The 14,495-nt window shown below is 66.8% G+C and carries 8 protein-coding genes; 6 read left to right on the forward strand and 2 right to left on the reverse strand.

From position 1 onward, the window contains the following. Positions 1 to 37 precede the first annotated feature (37 nt). The 6 genes from ACQR1D_RS17290 to ACQR1D_RS17315 all read left to right on the forward strand — a co-directional run bounded on the left by ACQR1D_RS17290 (position 38) and on the right by ACQR1D_RS17315 (position 11,235). Positions 38 to 5,260, forward strand: a complete 5,223-nt coding sequence (locus ACQR1D_RS17290) for an alpha-2-macroglobulin family protein (RefSeq protein ID WP_434839870.1) — start codon at positions 38 to 40, stop codon at positions 5,258 to 5,260. Then, entirely contained in the window at positions 5,257 to 7,479 is a 2,223-nt protein-coding gene (pbpC, locus tag ACQR1D_RS17295) for a penicillin-binding protein 1C (RefSeq protein ID WP_434839871.1), read from the forward strand. Before ACQR1D_RS17290 ends, pbpC begins: the two co-directional genes overlap by 4 nt. 51 nt (positions 7,480 to 7,530) lie before the next feature. Then, positions 7,531 to 9,273, forward strand: coding sequence for an ArnT family glycosyltransferase (locus tag ACQR1D_RS17300; protein ID WP_434839872.1), 1,743 nt, complete (start codon positions 7,531 to 7,533; stop codon positions 9,271 to 9,273). Continuing rightward, a complete protein-coding gene (locus ACQR1D_RS17305) occupies positions 9,274 to 10,065 on the forward strand; it encodes a phosphatase PAP2 family protein (protein ID WP_315799906.1) in 792 nt (263 codons plus the stop codon). It abuts the gene before it with no gap. 94 nt (positions 10,066 to 10,159) lie between these two features. Then, positions 10,160 to 10,903, forward strand: coding sequence for a glycosyltransferase family 2 protein (locus ACQR1D_RS17310; RefSeq protein WP_434839873.1), 744 nt, complete (start codon positions 10,160 to 10,162; stop codon positions 10,901 to 10,903). Continuing rightward, on the forward strand, positions 10,897 to 11,235 hold the full coding sequence (locus ACQR1D_RS17315) for a lipid-A-disaccharide synthase N-terminal domain-containing protein (RefSeq protein ID WP_434839874.1): 339 nt from the start codon (positions 10,897 to 10,899) through the stop codon (positions 11,233 to 11,235). The genes ACQR1D_RS17310 and ACQR1D_RS17315 overlap by 7 nt, the downstream gene beginning before the upstream one ends. Before the next feature lie 156 nt (positions 11,236 to 11,391). Here ACQR1D_RS17315 and ACQR1D_RS17320 read toward each other — a convergent pair whose 3' ends face one another. Both ACQR1D_RS17320 and metC read right to left on the reverse strand, forming a co-directional pair. Continuing rightward, positions 11,392 to 13,086, reverse strand: coding sequence for a Na/Pi cotransporter family protein (locus tag ACQR1D_RS17320; RefSeq protein ID WP_434839875.1), 1,695 nt, complete (start codon positions 13,084 to 13,086; stop codon positions 11,392 to 11,394). 123 nt (positions 13,087 to 13,209) lie between these two features. After that, complete coding sequence (gene metC / locus ACQR1D_RS17325; protein WP_315799910.1) at positions 13,210 to 14,403, reverse strand: cystathionine beta-lyase; 1,194 nt, start codon at positions 14,401 to 14,403, stop codon at positions 13,210 to 13,212. Positions 14,404 to 14,495 lie beyond the last annotated feature (92 nt).

The raw sequence follows: 14,495 nt of genomic DNA on the forward strand, positions 1-14,495 counted from the left end.
GAACAGCCGCCGAAATCGCCGTCCAAGGAGCTGCCCCATGATCGGTCTGGTCCGCGCCGCCGTCCTCTGCGCCATCATGGCGCTCGGTCTTGCTTCTGCCCACGCCGCCGACAAGGCGTTCAAGCGCGACGACCTGGCGGATGCCGCAATCAAGCTGGAGGCGCAGATCAAGAGCGAGGCGGGGGCGGTGAACAAGCCGCTGGCGACCTTGCGCACGGACGCCGACGCGGCGCTTCGCCGGAACGACCTGCGCACCGGGCTGCAGATCCTCGGGCAGATCGCCACCGCGGCGCCGGATGATTCCGGCAACTGGCTGCGGCTGGCGCGCACTGTGTTGAACCAGATCAAGCCGGCCAACTCGTCGGAGCAGACTTTCCTGCTCGAGCGCGCCTCGACGGCGGCCTACATCGCCTATCAGCGCGCCGGCAATGCCGGGGAGGAGGCCGACGCGCTCGCGGTGCTCGGAAAGACCATGGCCGAGCGCAAGCTGTGGCGTCCGGCGCTGGATACGCTCAGGATGTCGCTCGAGCTCCGTGAGGTCGCCGACGTCCGCGGCCAGTATGAGCGGATGCGCGACGAACACGGCTTCAGGCTGCTCGACTATACCGTGGATTCGGACTCGGCGAGCCCGCGCGCCTGCTTCCAGTTCTCCGAGGATCTGGCCAAGCGCACCGACTTTTCGCCCTTCGTGGCACAGGCCGGCAATGACAAGCCGGCGCTGACCTCGGAGGACAAGCAGCTCTGCGTCGAGGGACTCAAGCATGGCGAGCGCTACAACATCAATCTGCGCGCCGGCCTGCCCTCTAGCGTCAAGGAGAGCCTGCCGAAATCGGCCGAGTTCAATATCTATGTCCGCGACCGCAAGCCGTTCGTGCGCTTCACCGGCAAGGCCTATGTGCTGCCGCGCACCGGGCAGAAGGGCATTCCGCTGGTCAGCGTCAACACGCCCGCGGTCAATATTAACGTGTTCCGGATCGGCGACCGCAACCTGATCAACACCGTCATCGACAGCGACTTCCAGCGTCCGCTGTCGAGCTACCAGCTCACCGATCTCGGCAACGAGCGCGGCATGAAGGTGTGGAGCGGCGAGCTGTCGACCGCGATGACCCTGAACCAGGACGTCACCACTGCCTTCCCGGTCGACCAGGCGCTGAGCGACATGCAGCCGGGCGTCTATGTGATGACGGCCGCGCCGAAGGGCCCGACCAGCGGCAACAGTGACGAGGACAGCGGCGGCCAGCTCGCGACGCAATGGTTCATCGTCTCCGATCTCGGCGTCGCCGCGTTCTCCGGCAATGACGGCATTCACGTGTTCGTCAATTCGCTGGCCTCGACCGATCCGGTCGCGCGCGCCGAGGTGCGGCTGGTGGCACGCAACAACGAGATCCTGGCGACGCGCAAGACCGACGACGCCGGCCACGTGCTGTTCGAGACGGGCCTGGCGCGTGGCGAGGGGGGGCTGTCGCCGGCGATGCTGACCGTATCGGGCGAGAAGACCGACTATGCCTTCCTCAGCCTGAAGACGTCCGCCTTCGACCTGTCCGATCGCGGCGTCGCCGGGCGCGAGGCGCCCACGGGGCCCGACGCTTTCGTCTATTCCGAGCGCGGCGTCTACCGCTCCAACGAGACGGTCTACCTCACCGCGCTGCTGCGCGACGGCAAGGGCAACGCCATGACCGGCACGCCGCTGACGCTCGTCGTCGAGCGTCCCGATGGCGTCGAGTTCCGCCGCGCCGTGCTGCCGGATCAGGGCGCCGGCGGCCGTTCGTTCAGCGTGGCGCTAAACTCGGCAGTGCCGACCGGGACCTATCGCGTCCGCGCCTTCACCGATCCGAAGGGGACGGCGGTCGGCGAGACCACGTTCATGGTCGAGGACTACGTCCCCGAGCGGCTGGAATTCGACTTGTCCTCCAAGGACAAGCAGATCAAGGCTGAGACTCCGGTGGAGGTGAAGGTCGACGGCCATTTCCTCTATGGTGCGCCGGCCTCCGGCCTGCAGCTTGAAGGCGACCTGCTGGTGACCACGGCCTCGGAGCGGCCGGGCTTCCCCGGCTATCAGTTCGGCGTCGCCGACGAGGAGAGCGCCTCCAACGAGCGCACGCCGATCGAGGGGCTGCCCGAGACCGACGACAAGGGCGCGGCGACCTTCCCGGTCAGCCTGCCGAAGCCGCCGTCGTCGAGCCGGCCGCAGGAGGCGCAGATCTTCGTGCGCATGGCCGAGACCGGCGGCCGCGCCGTCGAGCGCAAGCTGGTGCTCCCCGTGGCGCCCAAGGCGGCGCAGATCGGCATCAAGCCGTCGTTTTCCGGCAAGAGTGTCGGCGAGGGCGACAAGGCCGAGTTCGAAATCGTGTTCGTCTCGCCCGAGGGGAAGACGCTAGCGCGCAATGGCCTGCGCTATGAGCTCCTGAAGATCGAGTCGCGCTATCAATGGTACCGGCAGAACTCCTATTGGGAGTATGAGCCGGTGAAGTCGACCAAACGCGTCGGTGACGGCGACGTCGCAATCGCTGCCAACAAGCCGGCGCGGCTGAGCTTCCAGCCGGAGGCCGGACGCTATCGGCTCGACATCAAGTCGGCCGAGGCCGACGGTCCAGTGACGTCGCTGCAGTTCGACGTCGGCTGGTACACCGAGGGCAGCGCCGATACGCCTGACATCCTGGAGACCTCGCTCGACAAGCCGCAGTACCAGTCGGGCGACACCATGGTGGTGACGGTGAATGCGCGCACCGCTGGCAAGCTCACGGTCAACGTGCTTGGCGACCGGCTGCTGACGACGCAGACCACCGAGGTCAAGGAAGGCACCAACCAGGTCAAGCTCGCGGTCGGCAGGGACTGGGGCGCGGGCGCCTATGTCGTGACGACCTTGCGCCGTCCGCTCGATGCGGCCGCGCAGCGCATGCCGGGCCGCGCGCTCGGCGTTGCCTGGTTCGGCATCGACAAGTCGGCGCGCACGTTGAATGTCGCGCTGACACCTCCGGCACTGGTGCGGCCGGGCTCGGCGTTGAATATCCCGGTCAAGATCGGCGGCCTCAATCCCGGCGAGGACGCCAAGATCGTCATCGCGGCGGTCGATGTCGGCATTCTCAACCTCACCAACTATAAGCCGCCGGCGCCGGACGAGTATTATCTCGGCCAGCGCCAGCTCTCTGCCGAGATCCGCGATCTCTATGGCCAGCTGATCGACGGCATGCAGGGCACGCGCGGCCAGATCCGCTCCGGCGGTGACTCCGGCGGCGCCGAGCTGCAGGGCTCGCCGCCGACGCAGAAACCGCTGGCGCTGTATTCGGGCATCGTCACCGTCGGACCGGACGGCACGGCTGAGGTCAGCTTCGACATTCCGGAGTTCGCGGGCACGGCGCGCGTGATGGCGGTGGCGTGGAGCGCGACCAAGGTCGGCCGTGCCAACATCGATGTCACCGTGCGCGATCCCGTGGTGTTGACCGCGACCTTGCCGCGCTTCCTGCTGTCGGGCGACCGCGGCACGCTGTCATTCGACGTCGACAATGTCGAGGGCGCGCCCGGAGACTATGTCGTGGCCGTGAAAGCGAGCGGTCCGGTCAAGCTGTCCGGCAATGCCAATGTGACGTTGAAGCTTGCGGCCAAGCAGCGGGGCTCATCGACCCTGCCGCTGGACGCCTCGGGCACCGGCACGGCGCAGCTCGACGTCGACATCAAGGGGCCGAACGGGCTGAGCCTCGCGCGGCATTATCAGCTCGATGTCAAGCCGGCGACACAGGTGCTGGCGCGGCGCTCGATCCGGACGCTGGCCAAGGGCGAGAGCCTGACGCTGACGTCGGACATGTTCTCCGACCTCGTGGCGGGCACCGGCACGGTGTCGCTGTCGGCGGGACTGTCGACCGCGCTCGACGCGGCGACGATCCTCAAGGCGCTCGACCGCTACCCGCACGGCTGCTCGGAGCAGATCACCAGCCGAGCGATGCCGCTGCTCTATGTCAATGAGCTCGCGGCCGGCGCGCATCTGGCGATGGACACCGAGGTCGATCAGCGCATCCGCGACTCGATCGATCGCTTGCTGGCGCGGCAGGGCTCGAACGGCTCGTTCGGCCTCTGGTCGGCCGGCGGCGATGATCCCTGGCTCGACGCCTACGTGACGGACTTCCTGACCCGCGCCCGCGAAAAGGGCTTTGCGGTGCCCGACGTGCTGTTCAAGAGCGCGCTGGATCGCGTCAGGAACTCGGTGGTCAATGCCGAGGAGCCGGAGAAGACAGGAGGCCGCGATCTTGCCTATGGCCTCTACGTCCTGGCGCGCAACGGCGCGGCGCCGATCGGCGACCTGCGCTATCTCGCCGACACCAAGCTCGGCAATCTGGCAACTCCAATTGCCAAGGCGCAACTCGCCGCCGCGCTCGCGCTGGTCGGCGATCGCGCCCGCGCCGAGCGGGTCTACGGTGCCGCAGCCGACAGCCTCGCGCCGAAGCCGGTGCTGGTGTTCGGCCGCACCGACTACGGCTCCGACCTGCGCGATGCCGCGGCGCTGGTGTCGCTGGCGGGCGAGGGCAATGCGCCGCGCGCGACGCTGACGCAGGCGGTGGCCCGCGTCGAGGCCGCGCGCGGGCTGACGCCCTACACCTCGACGCAGGAAAATGCGTGGATGGTGCTGGCGGCGCGGGCGCTCGCCAAGGAGACCTTGACGCTCGACGTGAACGGCCAGGCGGTGAAGCAGGCGCTGTACCGTAGCTACAAGGCGGCTGAGCTCTCAGGCCAGCCGCTGAAGATCACCAATACCGGCGATGCGCCGGTGCAGGCGGTGGTCTCGGTGTCCGGCTCGCCGCTGACGCCGGAGCCCGCGGCGTCCAACGGCTTCAAGATCGAGCGCGGCTACTACACGCTCGACGGCAAGCCGGCGGATATCAGAACCGCGAAGCAGAACGACCGTTTCGCTGTCGTGCTGAAGGTCACCGAGGCCAAGCCGGAATATGGGCACATCATGGTGTCGGACTATCTGCCGGCGGGGCTGGAGATCGACAATCCGCATCTGGTGTCGTCGGGAGACAGCGGAACGCTCGACTGGATCGAGGACGGCCAGGAACCGGTCAATACCGAGTTCCGCGACGACCGCTTCACCGCCGCGCTCGACCGCGCCGCGGATTCCAAGTCCGTGTTCACGGTCGCTTACGTCGTGCGCGCGGTGTCGCCCGGCAAATACGTGCTGCCGCAGGCCTATGTCGAGGACATGTACAATCCGTCGCGCTATGGTCGGACCGGGACGGGGTCCGTGGAGGTCCGCGCGGCGAAATGAGCGAGGCTGGAACGAGCGGTGATGGGCGCAGGACGGAGCCACATACTCCGTCATGCCCGGGCTTGTCCCGGGCACCCACGCTGCCTCCGCACGACGTGGATGGCCGGGACAAGCCCGGCCATGACGGGAGGAGGGGGCGGGGCGTCAAACGGCTGTTGGTGTGTACGCTCCTGTCGATCGTTGCAATCGTTCTCGCACTCACCGCCTACGCCATCTCCCTCGGCCCGCTGCCGTTGCGCGAGGCCGAGGCGCTGTCCACCACCGTCGTCGACCGCCACGGCAAGCTCTTGCGCGCCTATGCGATGGCGGACGGGCGCTGGCGGCTGCCGGTCAGCGCGAAGAAGGACGTCGATCCGACCTATCTGAAGCTGCTGTTCGCCTATGAGGACCAGCGCTTCTACGACCACCACGGCGTCGATCCACGCGCGCTGGCGCGGGCCGCGATCCAACTCGGCTCGCATGGCCATATCGTCTCCGGCGGCTCGACCATCACGATGCAGCTGGCGCGGCTGCTGGAGCCGCGACGGCAGCGTTCGCTGCACGCCAAGCTCAGGCAGATCGTGCGCGCGCTCGAGCTCGAGCATCAGAAGAGCAAGGACGAGATCCTTGATCTTTATCTGACGCTCGCGCCCTATGGCGGCAATCTCGAAGGCATCCGCGCCGCCTCGATCGCATATTTCGGCAAGGAGCCGAAGCGGCTGTCGCTGGCAGAAGCGGCCCTCTTGGTGGCGCTGCCGCAGTCACCGGAGACGCGCCGGCTCGACCGCCATCCCGAGGCCGCTCGACGCGGCCGGGACCGCGTGCTCGACCGCATGGTGTCGGAGAACGTGATCTCCGTCGAGGACGCGGCGCAGGCGAAGGCGCAAGCCGTGCCTACCTTCCGCAAGCCGATGCCGATCCTGGCGCCGCATGCCGCCGACCAGGCCTCGGCGGCCGTCAAGGGTCAGCCGATGATCCGCCTTACGCTGGATGCCTCGCTGCAGAAGGTGCTGGAGCCGCTGGCGCGCGATCGCGCCATCGCATTGGGACCAAACGTCTCGGTCGGCATCATCGTGGTCGACAATGACAGCGGCGACGTGCTCGCCCATGTCGGATCGGCCGACTATTTCGACGAGAAGCGGGCAGGGCAGGTCGACATGACTCGCGCGGTGCGCTCGCCCGGCTCGACCTTGAAGCCGTTCATCTACGGGCTCGCCTTCGAGGACGGCTTCGTGCACCCGGAGAGCCTGATCGAGGACCGTCCGGTGCGCTTCGGCTCCTATGCGCCGGAGAATTTCGACATGACGTTCCAGGGCACGGTGCCGGTGCGCAAGGCGCTGCAACTGTCGCTGAACGTACCGGCGATCGTGCTGCTGGACCGCGTCGGCGCCAGCCGGCTGTCGTCGCGGCTGAAGCAGGCGGGTGGCAATCTGGTGCTGCCGAAGGACGAGGCCCCGGGCCTCGCCATGGGCCTTGGCGGCGTCGGTGTGACCCTGCAGGACCTCGCCCAGCTCTATACCGGCTTTCCGCGGCTCGGCACCACCAGGCCGCTGCGCGAGATCATGACGGCTGACGGTGCGCAGGATAACGCCCGCGAGCCGATGCGGCTGATGGACTCGGCGGCCGCCTGGCAGGTCGGCAACGTGCTGCTGGGGACGCCGCCGCCGGAAAACGCAGCCCGGAACCGGATCGCCTTCAAGACCGGCACCAGCTACGGCTATCGTGACGCCTGGTCGGTCGGCTTCGACGGCCGCATCACGATCGGCGTCTGGGTCGGCCGGCCCGATGGCGCGCCGGTGCCCGGCCTGATCGGCCGCGTCGCCGCGGCGCCGATCCTGTTCGACGCTTTTGCCCGCAGCGGCAAGCTGCCGGCGACACTGCCAAAGGCGCCCAAGGGGGCGCTTGTCGCCAGCAATTCAAAGTTGCCAATGCCCCTTCGCCGGTTCCGGCCGGTCGGGGAATTGGTGCGGACCGGCGCAGAGCAGGCGCCGCACATTCAGTTCCCGCTGAATGGCTCCCGCATCGATGTCGACCGATCCGCGGGACGCGAGGCTTCGGTGATGCCGGTGAAAGTGTCCGGGGGCGTGCTGCCGCTGACCATGCTGGTCAATGGACTGGCCGTTGGCGAGATCGACAGCCGGCGCCAGCGCCTGATCGATCCGCCCGGGCCGGGCTTTGCCCGCCTCACCGTGATCGATGCCACGGGCGCTGCGGACACAGTTGTGGTCAGAATCCAGTGAGGGTTCGCTAAGCGGTTGTCGGCATGGCGGTTTCAGCGTATTCGGAACCCCATGGTCGAGACCTATGCCCGCCCCCGTTTTGGAGAGCCGCGCGAGCCGAAGAACCTGGTCAATCCAGGCAATCGGCTGGTGCGGATGATCGATGCCGTCACCGTGAGCCACACCAGGGCGGTGGCGTTCCTGCTCGTCTGCGGGCTGCTGTTGTTCCTGCCGGGCTTCTTCACCATCCCGCCGATCGATCGTGACGAGGCGCGCTTCGCCCAGGCGACCAAGCAGATGGTCGAGAGCGGCGATTACGTCGACATCCGCTTCCAGGACGACGTGCGCTACAAGAAGCCAGTCGGCATCTACTGGTTGCAATCGGCTGCGGTCGAGACGGCGTCGGCGATCGGGCTGCCGCGTGCGCAGCTCCGCATCTGGGTCTACCGCATTCCCTCGCTGATCGGCGCGATCGGCGCGGTGCTGCTGACCTATTGGACCGCGCTCTCCTTCGTGACACGGCGCGGCGCGGTGTTCTCCGCCCTGCTGATGTGCTGCTCGGTCCTGCTTGGGGTGGAAGCCCGGCTCGCCAAGACCGACGCGATGCTGCTGTTCACCGTGGTGGCCGCGATGGGCGCGCTGGCGCGCGTCTATCTGTCGTGGCAGCGCGGCGAGGATCCGGTGCATCCGCCGTGGGGACCGCCTGCAATCTTCTGGACGGCGCTCGCCGGCGGCATCCTGATCAAGGGCCCGCTGATCCTGATGTTCGCAGGACTGACGATCTTGGCGTTGGCGATCATGGATCGCGGCGCCGGCTGGCTGTCGCGTCTGCGCCCTCTGTGGGGGCTGATGTGGATGCTGGTGCTGGTGCTGCCCTGGTTCGTGCTGATCTTCCTGCGCGCCGGCGACACCTTCTTTGCCGATTCCGTCGGCGGCGACATGCTGAGCAAGATCGGCGCCCAGGAGTCGCATGGCGCACCGCCGGGACTTTATCTGCTGCTGCTGTTCATCACCTTCTGGCCGGGCGCGCCGCTGGCCGCAATGGCAGCCCCCGCCGTGTGGCGCGCGCGGCGCGAGCCCGGTGCGCAGTTCCTCCTGGCCTGGCTGGTACCGTCCTGGATCATTTTCGAGGCGGTGCTGACCAAGCTGCCGCACTACGTGCTGCCGCTGTATCCGGCGATCGCCATCCTGACCGTGGGCGCGCTGGAGCGGCGGGTGCTGTCGCGCTCGTGGCTGCGCCGCGGCGCCGCCTGGTGGTTCGCGATTCCCGCCATCACCTCGGTGGTGGCCGTGATCGGCGCCATCATCGTGACGCACCAGCCGGTGTTCCTGGCCTGGCCATTCGTGGCGGCGTCGCTGATCTTCGGCCTGTTCGCCTGGTGGCTCTATGACGACGGCCGTGCCGAGCGCTCGCTCTTGAATGCCGGCGTGGCGGCGATGTTCCTGGCGTTCGTGGTGTATGGCGCCGTGCTGCCGGCGCTGACGCCGCTGTTTCCCAGCGCGGAGATTGCGCGCGCGCTGCGCAACGTGGTCTGCGTCGGGCCAAAGGCGGCAGCGGCAGGTTTCCACGAGCCGAGCCTGGTGTTCATGACGGGAACCTCGACCCAGCTCACCGACGGCTCGGGGGCGGCCGACTTCCTCAACCAGGGCACGTGCCGCTTCGCGCTTGTCGAGCAGCGCACCGAGCGGGCGTTCGTGCAGCGCGCCGAGGCGATCGGGCTGCGCTACAACGTCGCCAAGCGGATCGACGGCTACAACATCTCGCAGGGCCGCCCGGTCTCGATCGCGATCTATCGCTCGGAGGGCACCGAATAGATGTCGGCGCCCGACACCTCTCCGTCTTCCTCAGGCTATGTCTCGCAGCTCGCGCTGGTCGGCAAATTCTCGCTGGGACGGCTGGTGCGCCGGCCTCAGACGGCGCCCGATGCAGCAAGCCGGCAGCGTCTGTGGCGCGAACTTCTCCTGCTGATTGGCATCGGTTTGGGCGCGATCGTGATCCTGATGGTTGCCTTCGATGCCTATGAGATCGGGTTGATGCCCGCCCGCGGCACCCCCAGCATGTGGCCATGGCGCATCGTCACCGAGTTCGGCCAGGATGAATACGTGCTGGGTCTGCTGGCAGTCGGCGTCATCGTGACGATCCTGATCGCGCCGCTATGGCCCGAGGCCACGCGCAGCCGCCTGCTGAATTTCGCCACCCACGTTCAGTACGCCTTCTTCGCGGTGCTGGGCTCGGTGCTCGTGGCTCAGGTGCTGAAATACATCATCGGCCGCGGCCGCCCCTTCGTCGGCGGCAAGGCGAATGCCTTCAACTTCGACCCGTTCAACGGCACACCTGCCTATTTCAGCATGCCCTCCGCGCATGCGGTGACGGCCTTTGCGCTGGCCTTCGCCGTTGCCGCCGTCTGGCCGCGATGGCGCGTTCCCGCGTTCATCTATGCCGTCGTGATCGCCCTAAGCCGGCTGGTGCTGCTGGCCCATCATCCAAGCGATGTGGTCGCCGGCGCCGTGGTCGGATTGGCCTGCGCCATGCTGGTCCGCTACTGGTTCGCAGCCCGGCGGCTGGGTTTCCGCCTGGGCAAGGACGGCCAAATCGTACCGCGCTAAAGGGGTTGATAGGCGGCCCCAAGCCCCATAAGAAGCCTCCGCCGCAGCGCCCGGGGCAGCAACCGGTCCAGTCACGCCATTACGAGTTCTCATCTTGTCGACCGAAACCCTCGTTGCCGTCTCCATCGTCGTTCCCGTGCGCAACGAGGCCGGCAATATCGTTCCGCTGATCACCGAGATCGCGGCGGCGCTCGATGGTCTGTGGTCCTACGAGATCATCTACGTCAACGATGGCTCGACCGATGACACCGCGCAGCGGCTCGCCGAGGAAATGGCACGGCGGCCGAACCTGCGTGTGCTGCGGCATGAGAAATCGACCGGCCAATCGGCTGCGGTTCGTAGCGGCATCCGCGCGGCCCATGGCGCCATGGTGGCCACGCTGGATGGTGATGGCCAGAACAATCCCGCGTTCTTGCCCGACCTCATTGCCGCGCTCGAAAAGGGCGGTGCAGGCGTCGGCCTCGTCGCAGGGCAGCGCGTCGGCCGCAAGGATACCGGCTTCAAGAAGCTACAGTCGCGGCTGGCCAACAAGATCCGCAATGCGGTGCTGCATGACGGCACCCGCGATACCGGCTGCGGCCTCAAGGCGGTCCGTCGCGACGTGTTCCTGATGATGCCGTATTTCGATGGTCTGCACCGCTTCCTTCCCGCCCTGGTGCGGCGCGAGGGCTACGACATCGCCTATATCGACGTGATCGATCGTCCCCGGCATTCGGGCGTGTCGAACTACGGGTTCTTCGACCGGCTGTGGATCGGGATCATGGATCTCGCCGGCGTGTGGTGGCTGATCCGCCGCAAGAAGCCGACGCCGGTTGCGATCGAGGTGAAGTCATGCTGATTCAATTCGGGCAGGCGTTCAGCAACTATCTCTATGACATCTTCGTCGCCAAATTCGATTTCTGGCTGGTGTTCGGCCTTGCCGCCCAGCTGGCCTTCGCCGCGCGCTTCGTTGTGCAGTGGATCGCCAGCGAGCGCGCGGGCAAGAGCGTGGTGCCGATCGCCTTCTGGTTCTTCTCGATCGGGGGAGGGCTGATGACGCTGATCTACGGTCTCGTGAAGCGCGAGCCGGTCATCATCTTCGGCCAGCTGCTGTCGAACATCATCTACGTCCGCAACGTGATGTTGATCTTCAAGAACCGCCAGCGGGAATCCCAGACGCTGAGCAATTGATCGGGGCCGTCTTCAGGTTCACAGGGCGGATGTTCGCTGGCGCAGGACAGGCATTGCCTCTCCCATCGCAGTTCGCGCCCAGCTCTCTCCGCGCCGAAGGCGCTTCGGCCCAGGCGCGGGCATGCGGAACAACCGGTTCGTAGCGCCGTCCTACGCTCAGCGCGGCAGCGGCTTTGCAGAGGATGCGGGCAGGGCGACGGTGGCCCCGCTGTCTGCCGCCTCGCTGCGGCGGCTGGCCGCTTCGCCGGCCGCGTCCAGGACGGGATAGGCGACCGAGCAGATGTGGGAGTGGATACGCCTGAGGTCACGCAGCACGTCGAGATGCAGTGAGGTGGTTTCGAGCGTCTCCGAGCGGCCCTCGCGCAGACGTTCGAGGTGCCGCTCGGTCGCGCCGAGCTCTGCGTTGCGGAGCTCGGCTTTCTGATCGAGCAGTTGGTGGGCTTGCTGCGCATCGCCGGACATGAAGATGCCGAACGCGACGCGGAGCGCCTCCATGATCTGGCGGTGAAAGGCCTGCAGCTCGTCGGCGCCCTCCGCAGAGAACTGGAACCTGCGCTTGATCTTCTTGGTCGCGAGCTCGCTCAGGTTCTTGTCGATGATGTCGCCGATGTGTTCGAGGTTGATCGCGAAGGAGATGATCTCCATCGCGCGCTTGCCCTCACGGTCGTCCAGGCTGCCCCGCGTCAGCTTGGTGATGTAGAGCTTGATGGCTTCGTCGAGCCGGTCGACGACATTGTCCGCGCGTGACACCTGATCCACGAGGCCACGGTCGTTGGTCATCATCGCGGTCATGACATTGCGCAACATGGTCTCGACCAGATCGCCCATTCGCAGCGCCTCGCGCGCAGCGTCCGCAAGCGCCAGCGACGGTGTCTCCAGCGCGGTCTCGTCGAGATAGCGCGGCTTGGCCGGATCGACCTCCGCCGGGCGGTCGGGGAACAGTCTGACGAGCAGCTTCTCCATGACGCCGAGCAGGCCGATGAACACCACGGCCGTGCCGAGATTGAAAGCCATGTGGAACTGGGCCGTCAGCTTCGACAGATCGGGCTGAAATTGCTGCAATTGCGCTGCGAGCGGATGCAGGAACGGCGCGATCAGCGCGACTCCGATGACACGGTTGAGGAGATTGCCGACGGGCAGGCGATAGCTCGCCGGGTTGTCACGGCGCGCGCCCTCGAACACCGGATTGACGGCGCTGCCGAGATTGGCGCCAAGCACGAGCGCCAACGCGGCATCGGCCGTGATGAAGTGCGCATAGGCCAGCGACATCACCAGCAGCACGCTGGCGACGCTGGAATGCACGATCCAGGTGACGACGGCGCCGAAGATGATGCACAGCGTGACATCGGCCGTGATCGCCTGCATGAACACGCGCATCGCCGGCGCTTCTTCAGCGGGCGCCAGGGTGTCGATCAGGATGTGCAGCGACAGCAGCATCAGGCCGAGGCCAATCGACACCCGCCCCAGGTCCTTGATGCGCGATCGCGGCCCGCTGCGGAACGCCACCAGGCCGAGCACGAACAGGATGGGGGCGACCGCCGCCACGTTGAACGACAGGACCTGCACGATCAGCGTGGTGCCGATATTGGCGCCGAGCATGATCGCCAGCGCCGGGATCAGGCCGACCAGGCCTTCCGCCGCGAAGGAGGTCGTGATCAGCGCGGTCGCCGTGCTGCTCTGGAGCAGAGCGGTCAGGCCGAGCCCGGCGGCGAGGGCGCTGAAGCGGTTACGCAGCCCCCGCGATAGCAGCAGCCGGAGATCCGGGCCGAAGGCGCGAAGAATGCCGCTGTGGACCATGTGAAGGCCCCACAGCAGCAACGCCACGCCGCCCATCAGATCGAGCAGAACCATGATTTCCGTTCGTCTCCGCGACCTCTGCCGCGAAGGCTACGCCCAATCGGCTGGGGATCAACGCTATTTTGTCGGCCCTGCGTGCCTGATCGCAGGGCGTTCCATGGGCTGCCCAAGATGTGGCTAAGATGCGTTGAACGCCGCAAAGCCTTGGTCGAGATCCTCCTTGAGATCCTCTACATTCTCCAGGCCGATATGCAGACGCAGCGTGGGGCCGCCGGGCGCCCAGGTGGTGGCCGTGCGATAGCTCGCGCAGTCGAACGGAATCGCCAGGCTCTCGAAGCCGCCCCAGGAATAGCCCATTCCGAACAGCGTCAGCGTGTCGAGCATCGCATCAACCGCGGCTTGCGGCTTTGGTTGCAGCACGATGCTGAACAGGCCGGAGGCGCCGGTGAAGTCCCGCTTCCAGATCGCATGCCCCGGATGGCTCTCCAGCGCAGGATGCAGGACCTCGATCACCTCGGGGCGGGCGGCGAGCCAGCGTGCCATCTCCAGGCCGGACCGATGATGCTGCGCCAGCCGCACGCCGAGCGTCCGCACGCCGCGCAGCGCCAGGAAGACGTCGTCCGGCCCGGCGCAGACGCCGAGCAGGCGGATGCCCTCGGAGATCAGCGGCCACGCCTTCGCATTGGCCGAAATCGTCCCGAACATGATGTCGGAGTGGCCGCCGATATATTTGGTGGCCGCCTGCATGCTGACGTCGACGCCCTGATCGAGGGAGCGGTGGTAGAGCGGCGTCGCCCAGGTGTTGTCGTCGATGACGAGTGCGCCATGCGCATGCGCAACCGCCGCAATGGCGGGGATGTCCGGCATTTCGAACGACTGCGAGCCGGGCGCCTCGACCACTACCGCGCGTGTATTTGGTTTGAGCAGTTGCTCAATTCCTGTGCCGATCAATGGGTCGAAATAGGTCGTCTCGACGCCGTAGCGCGCCAGCATGCCGTTGCAGAAATTGCGGGTCGGGCGATAGATGCTGTCGCAGACCAGCACGTGGTCGCCGGCCTTGAGCACCGACAGCAGGGTCGTCGAGATCGCCCCGAGACCTGACGGCGCGATGCCGACGCCGGCGCATTGCGGGCCCTCCAACGCCATCAGCGCCTGCTGCAATGCCTTGGTGGTCGGCGTGCCGTGGCGGCCATATTGGAATTCGCCGCGGTGTGCATGCAGATCTTCAGCCGTTGGATACAGGACCGTCGACCCATGAACGACCGGAGGATTCACGAATCCGTGCTGCGCTTTCGTGTCCCGCCCCGCCGTGACCAGCCGTGTCTCGACGTTTTGTCGCACCGCCGCAGCGGGGTCGTTCGATAATGCCATTCGCGTGTCTTTTCTCTTTTAGCCTGCCGGGATAGCTGGAAATCAGGCTGCACTGCGGTCGTTAATAACAGAATGCAGAACAGGCCCGTCAA

Origin of the sequence: Bradyrhizobium sp. HKCCYLRH2047, assembly GCF_051168175.1 — a bacterium.
Classification (GTDB): Bacteria; Pseudomonadota; Alphaproteobacteria; order Rhizobiales; family Xanthobacteraceae; genus Bradyrhizobium.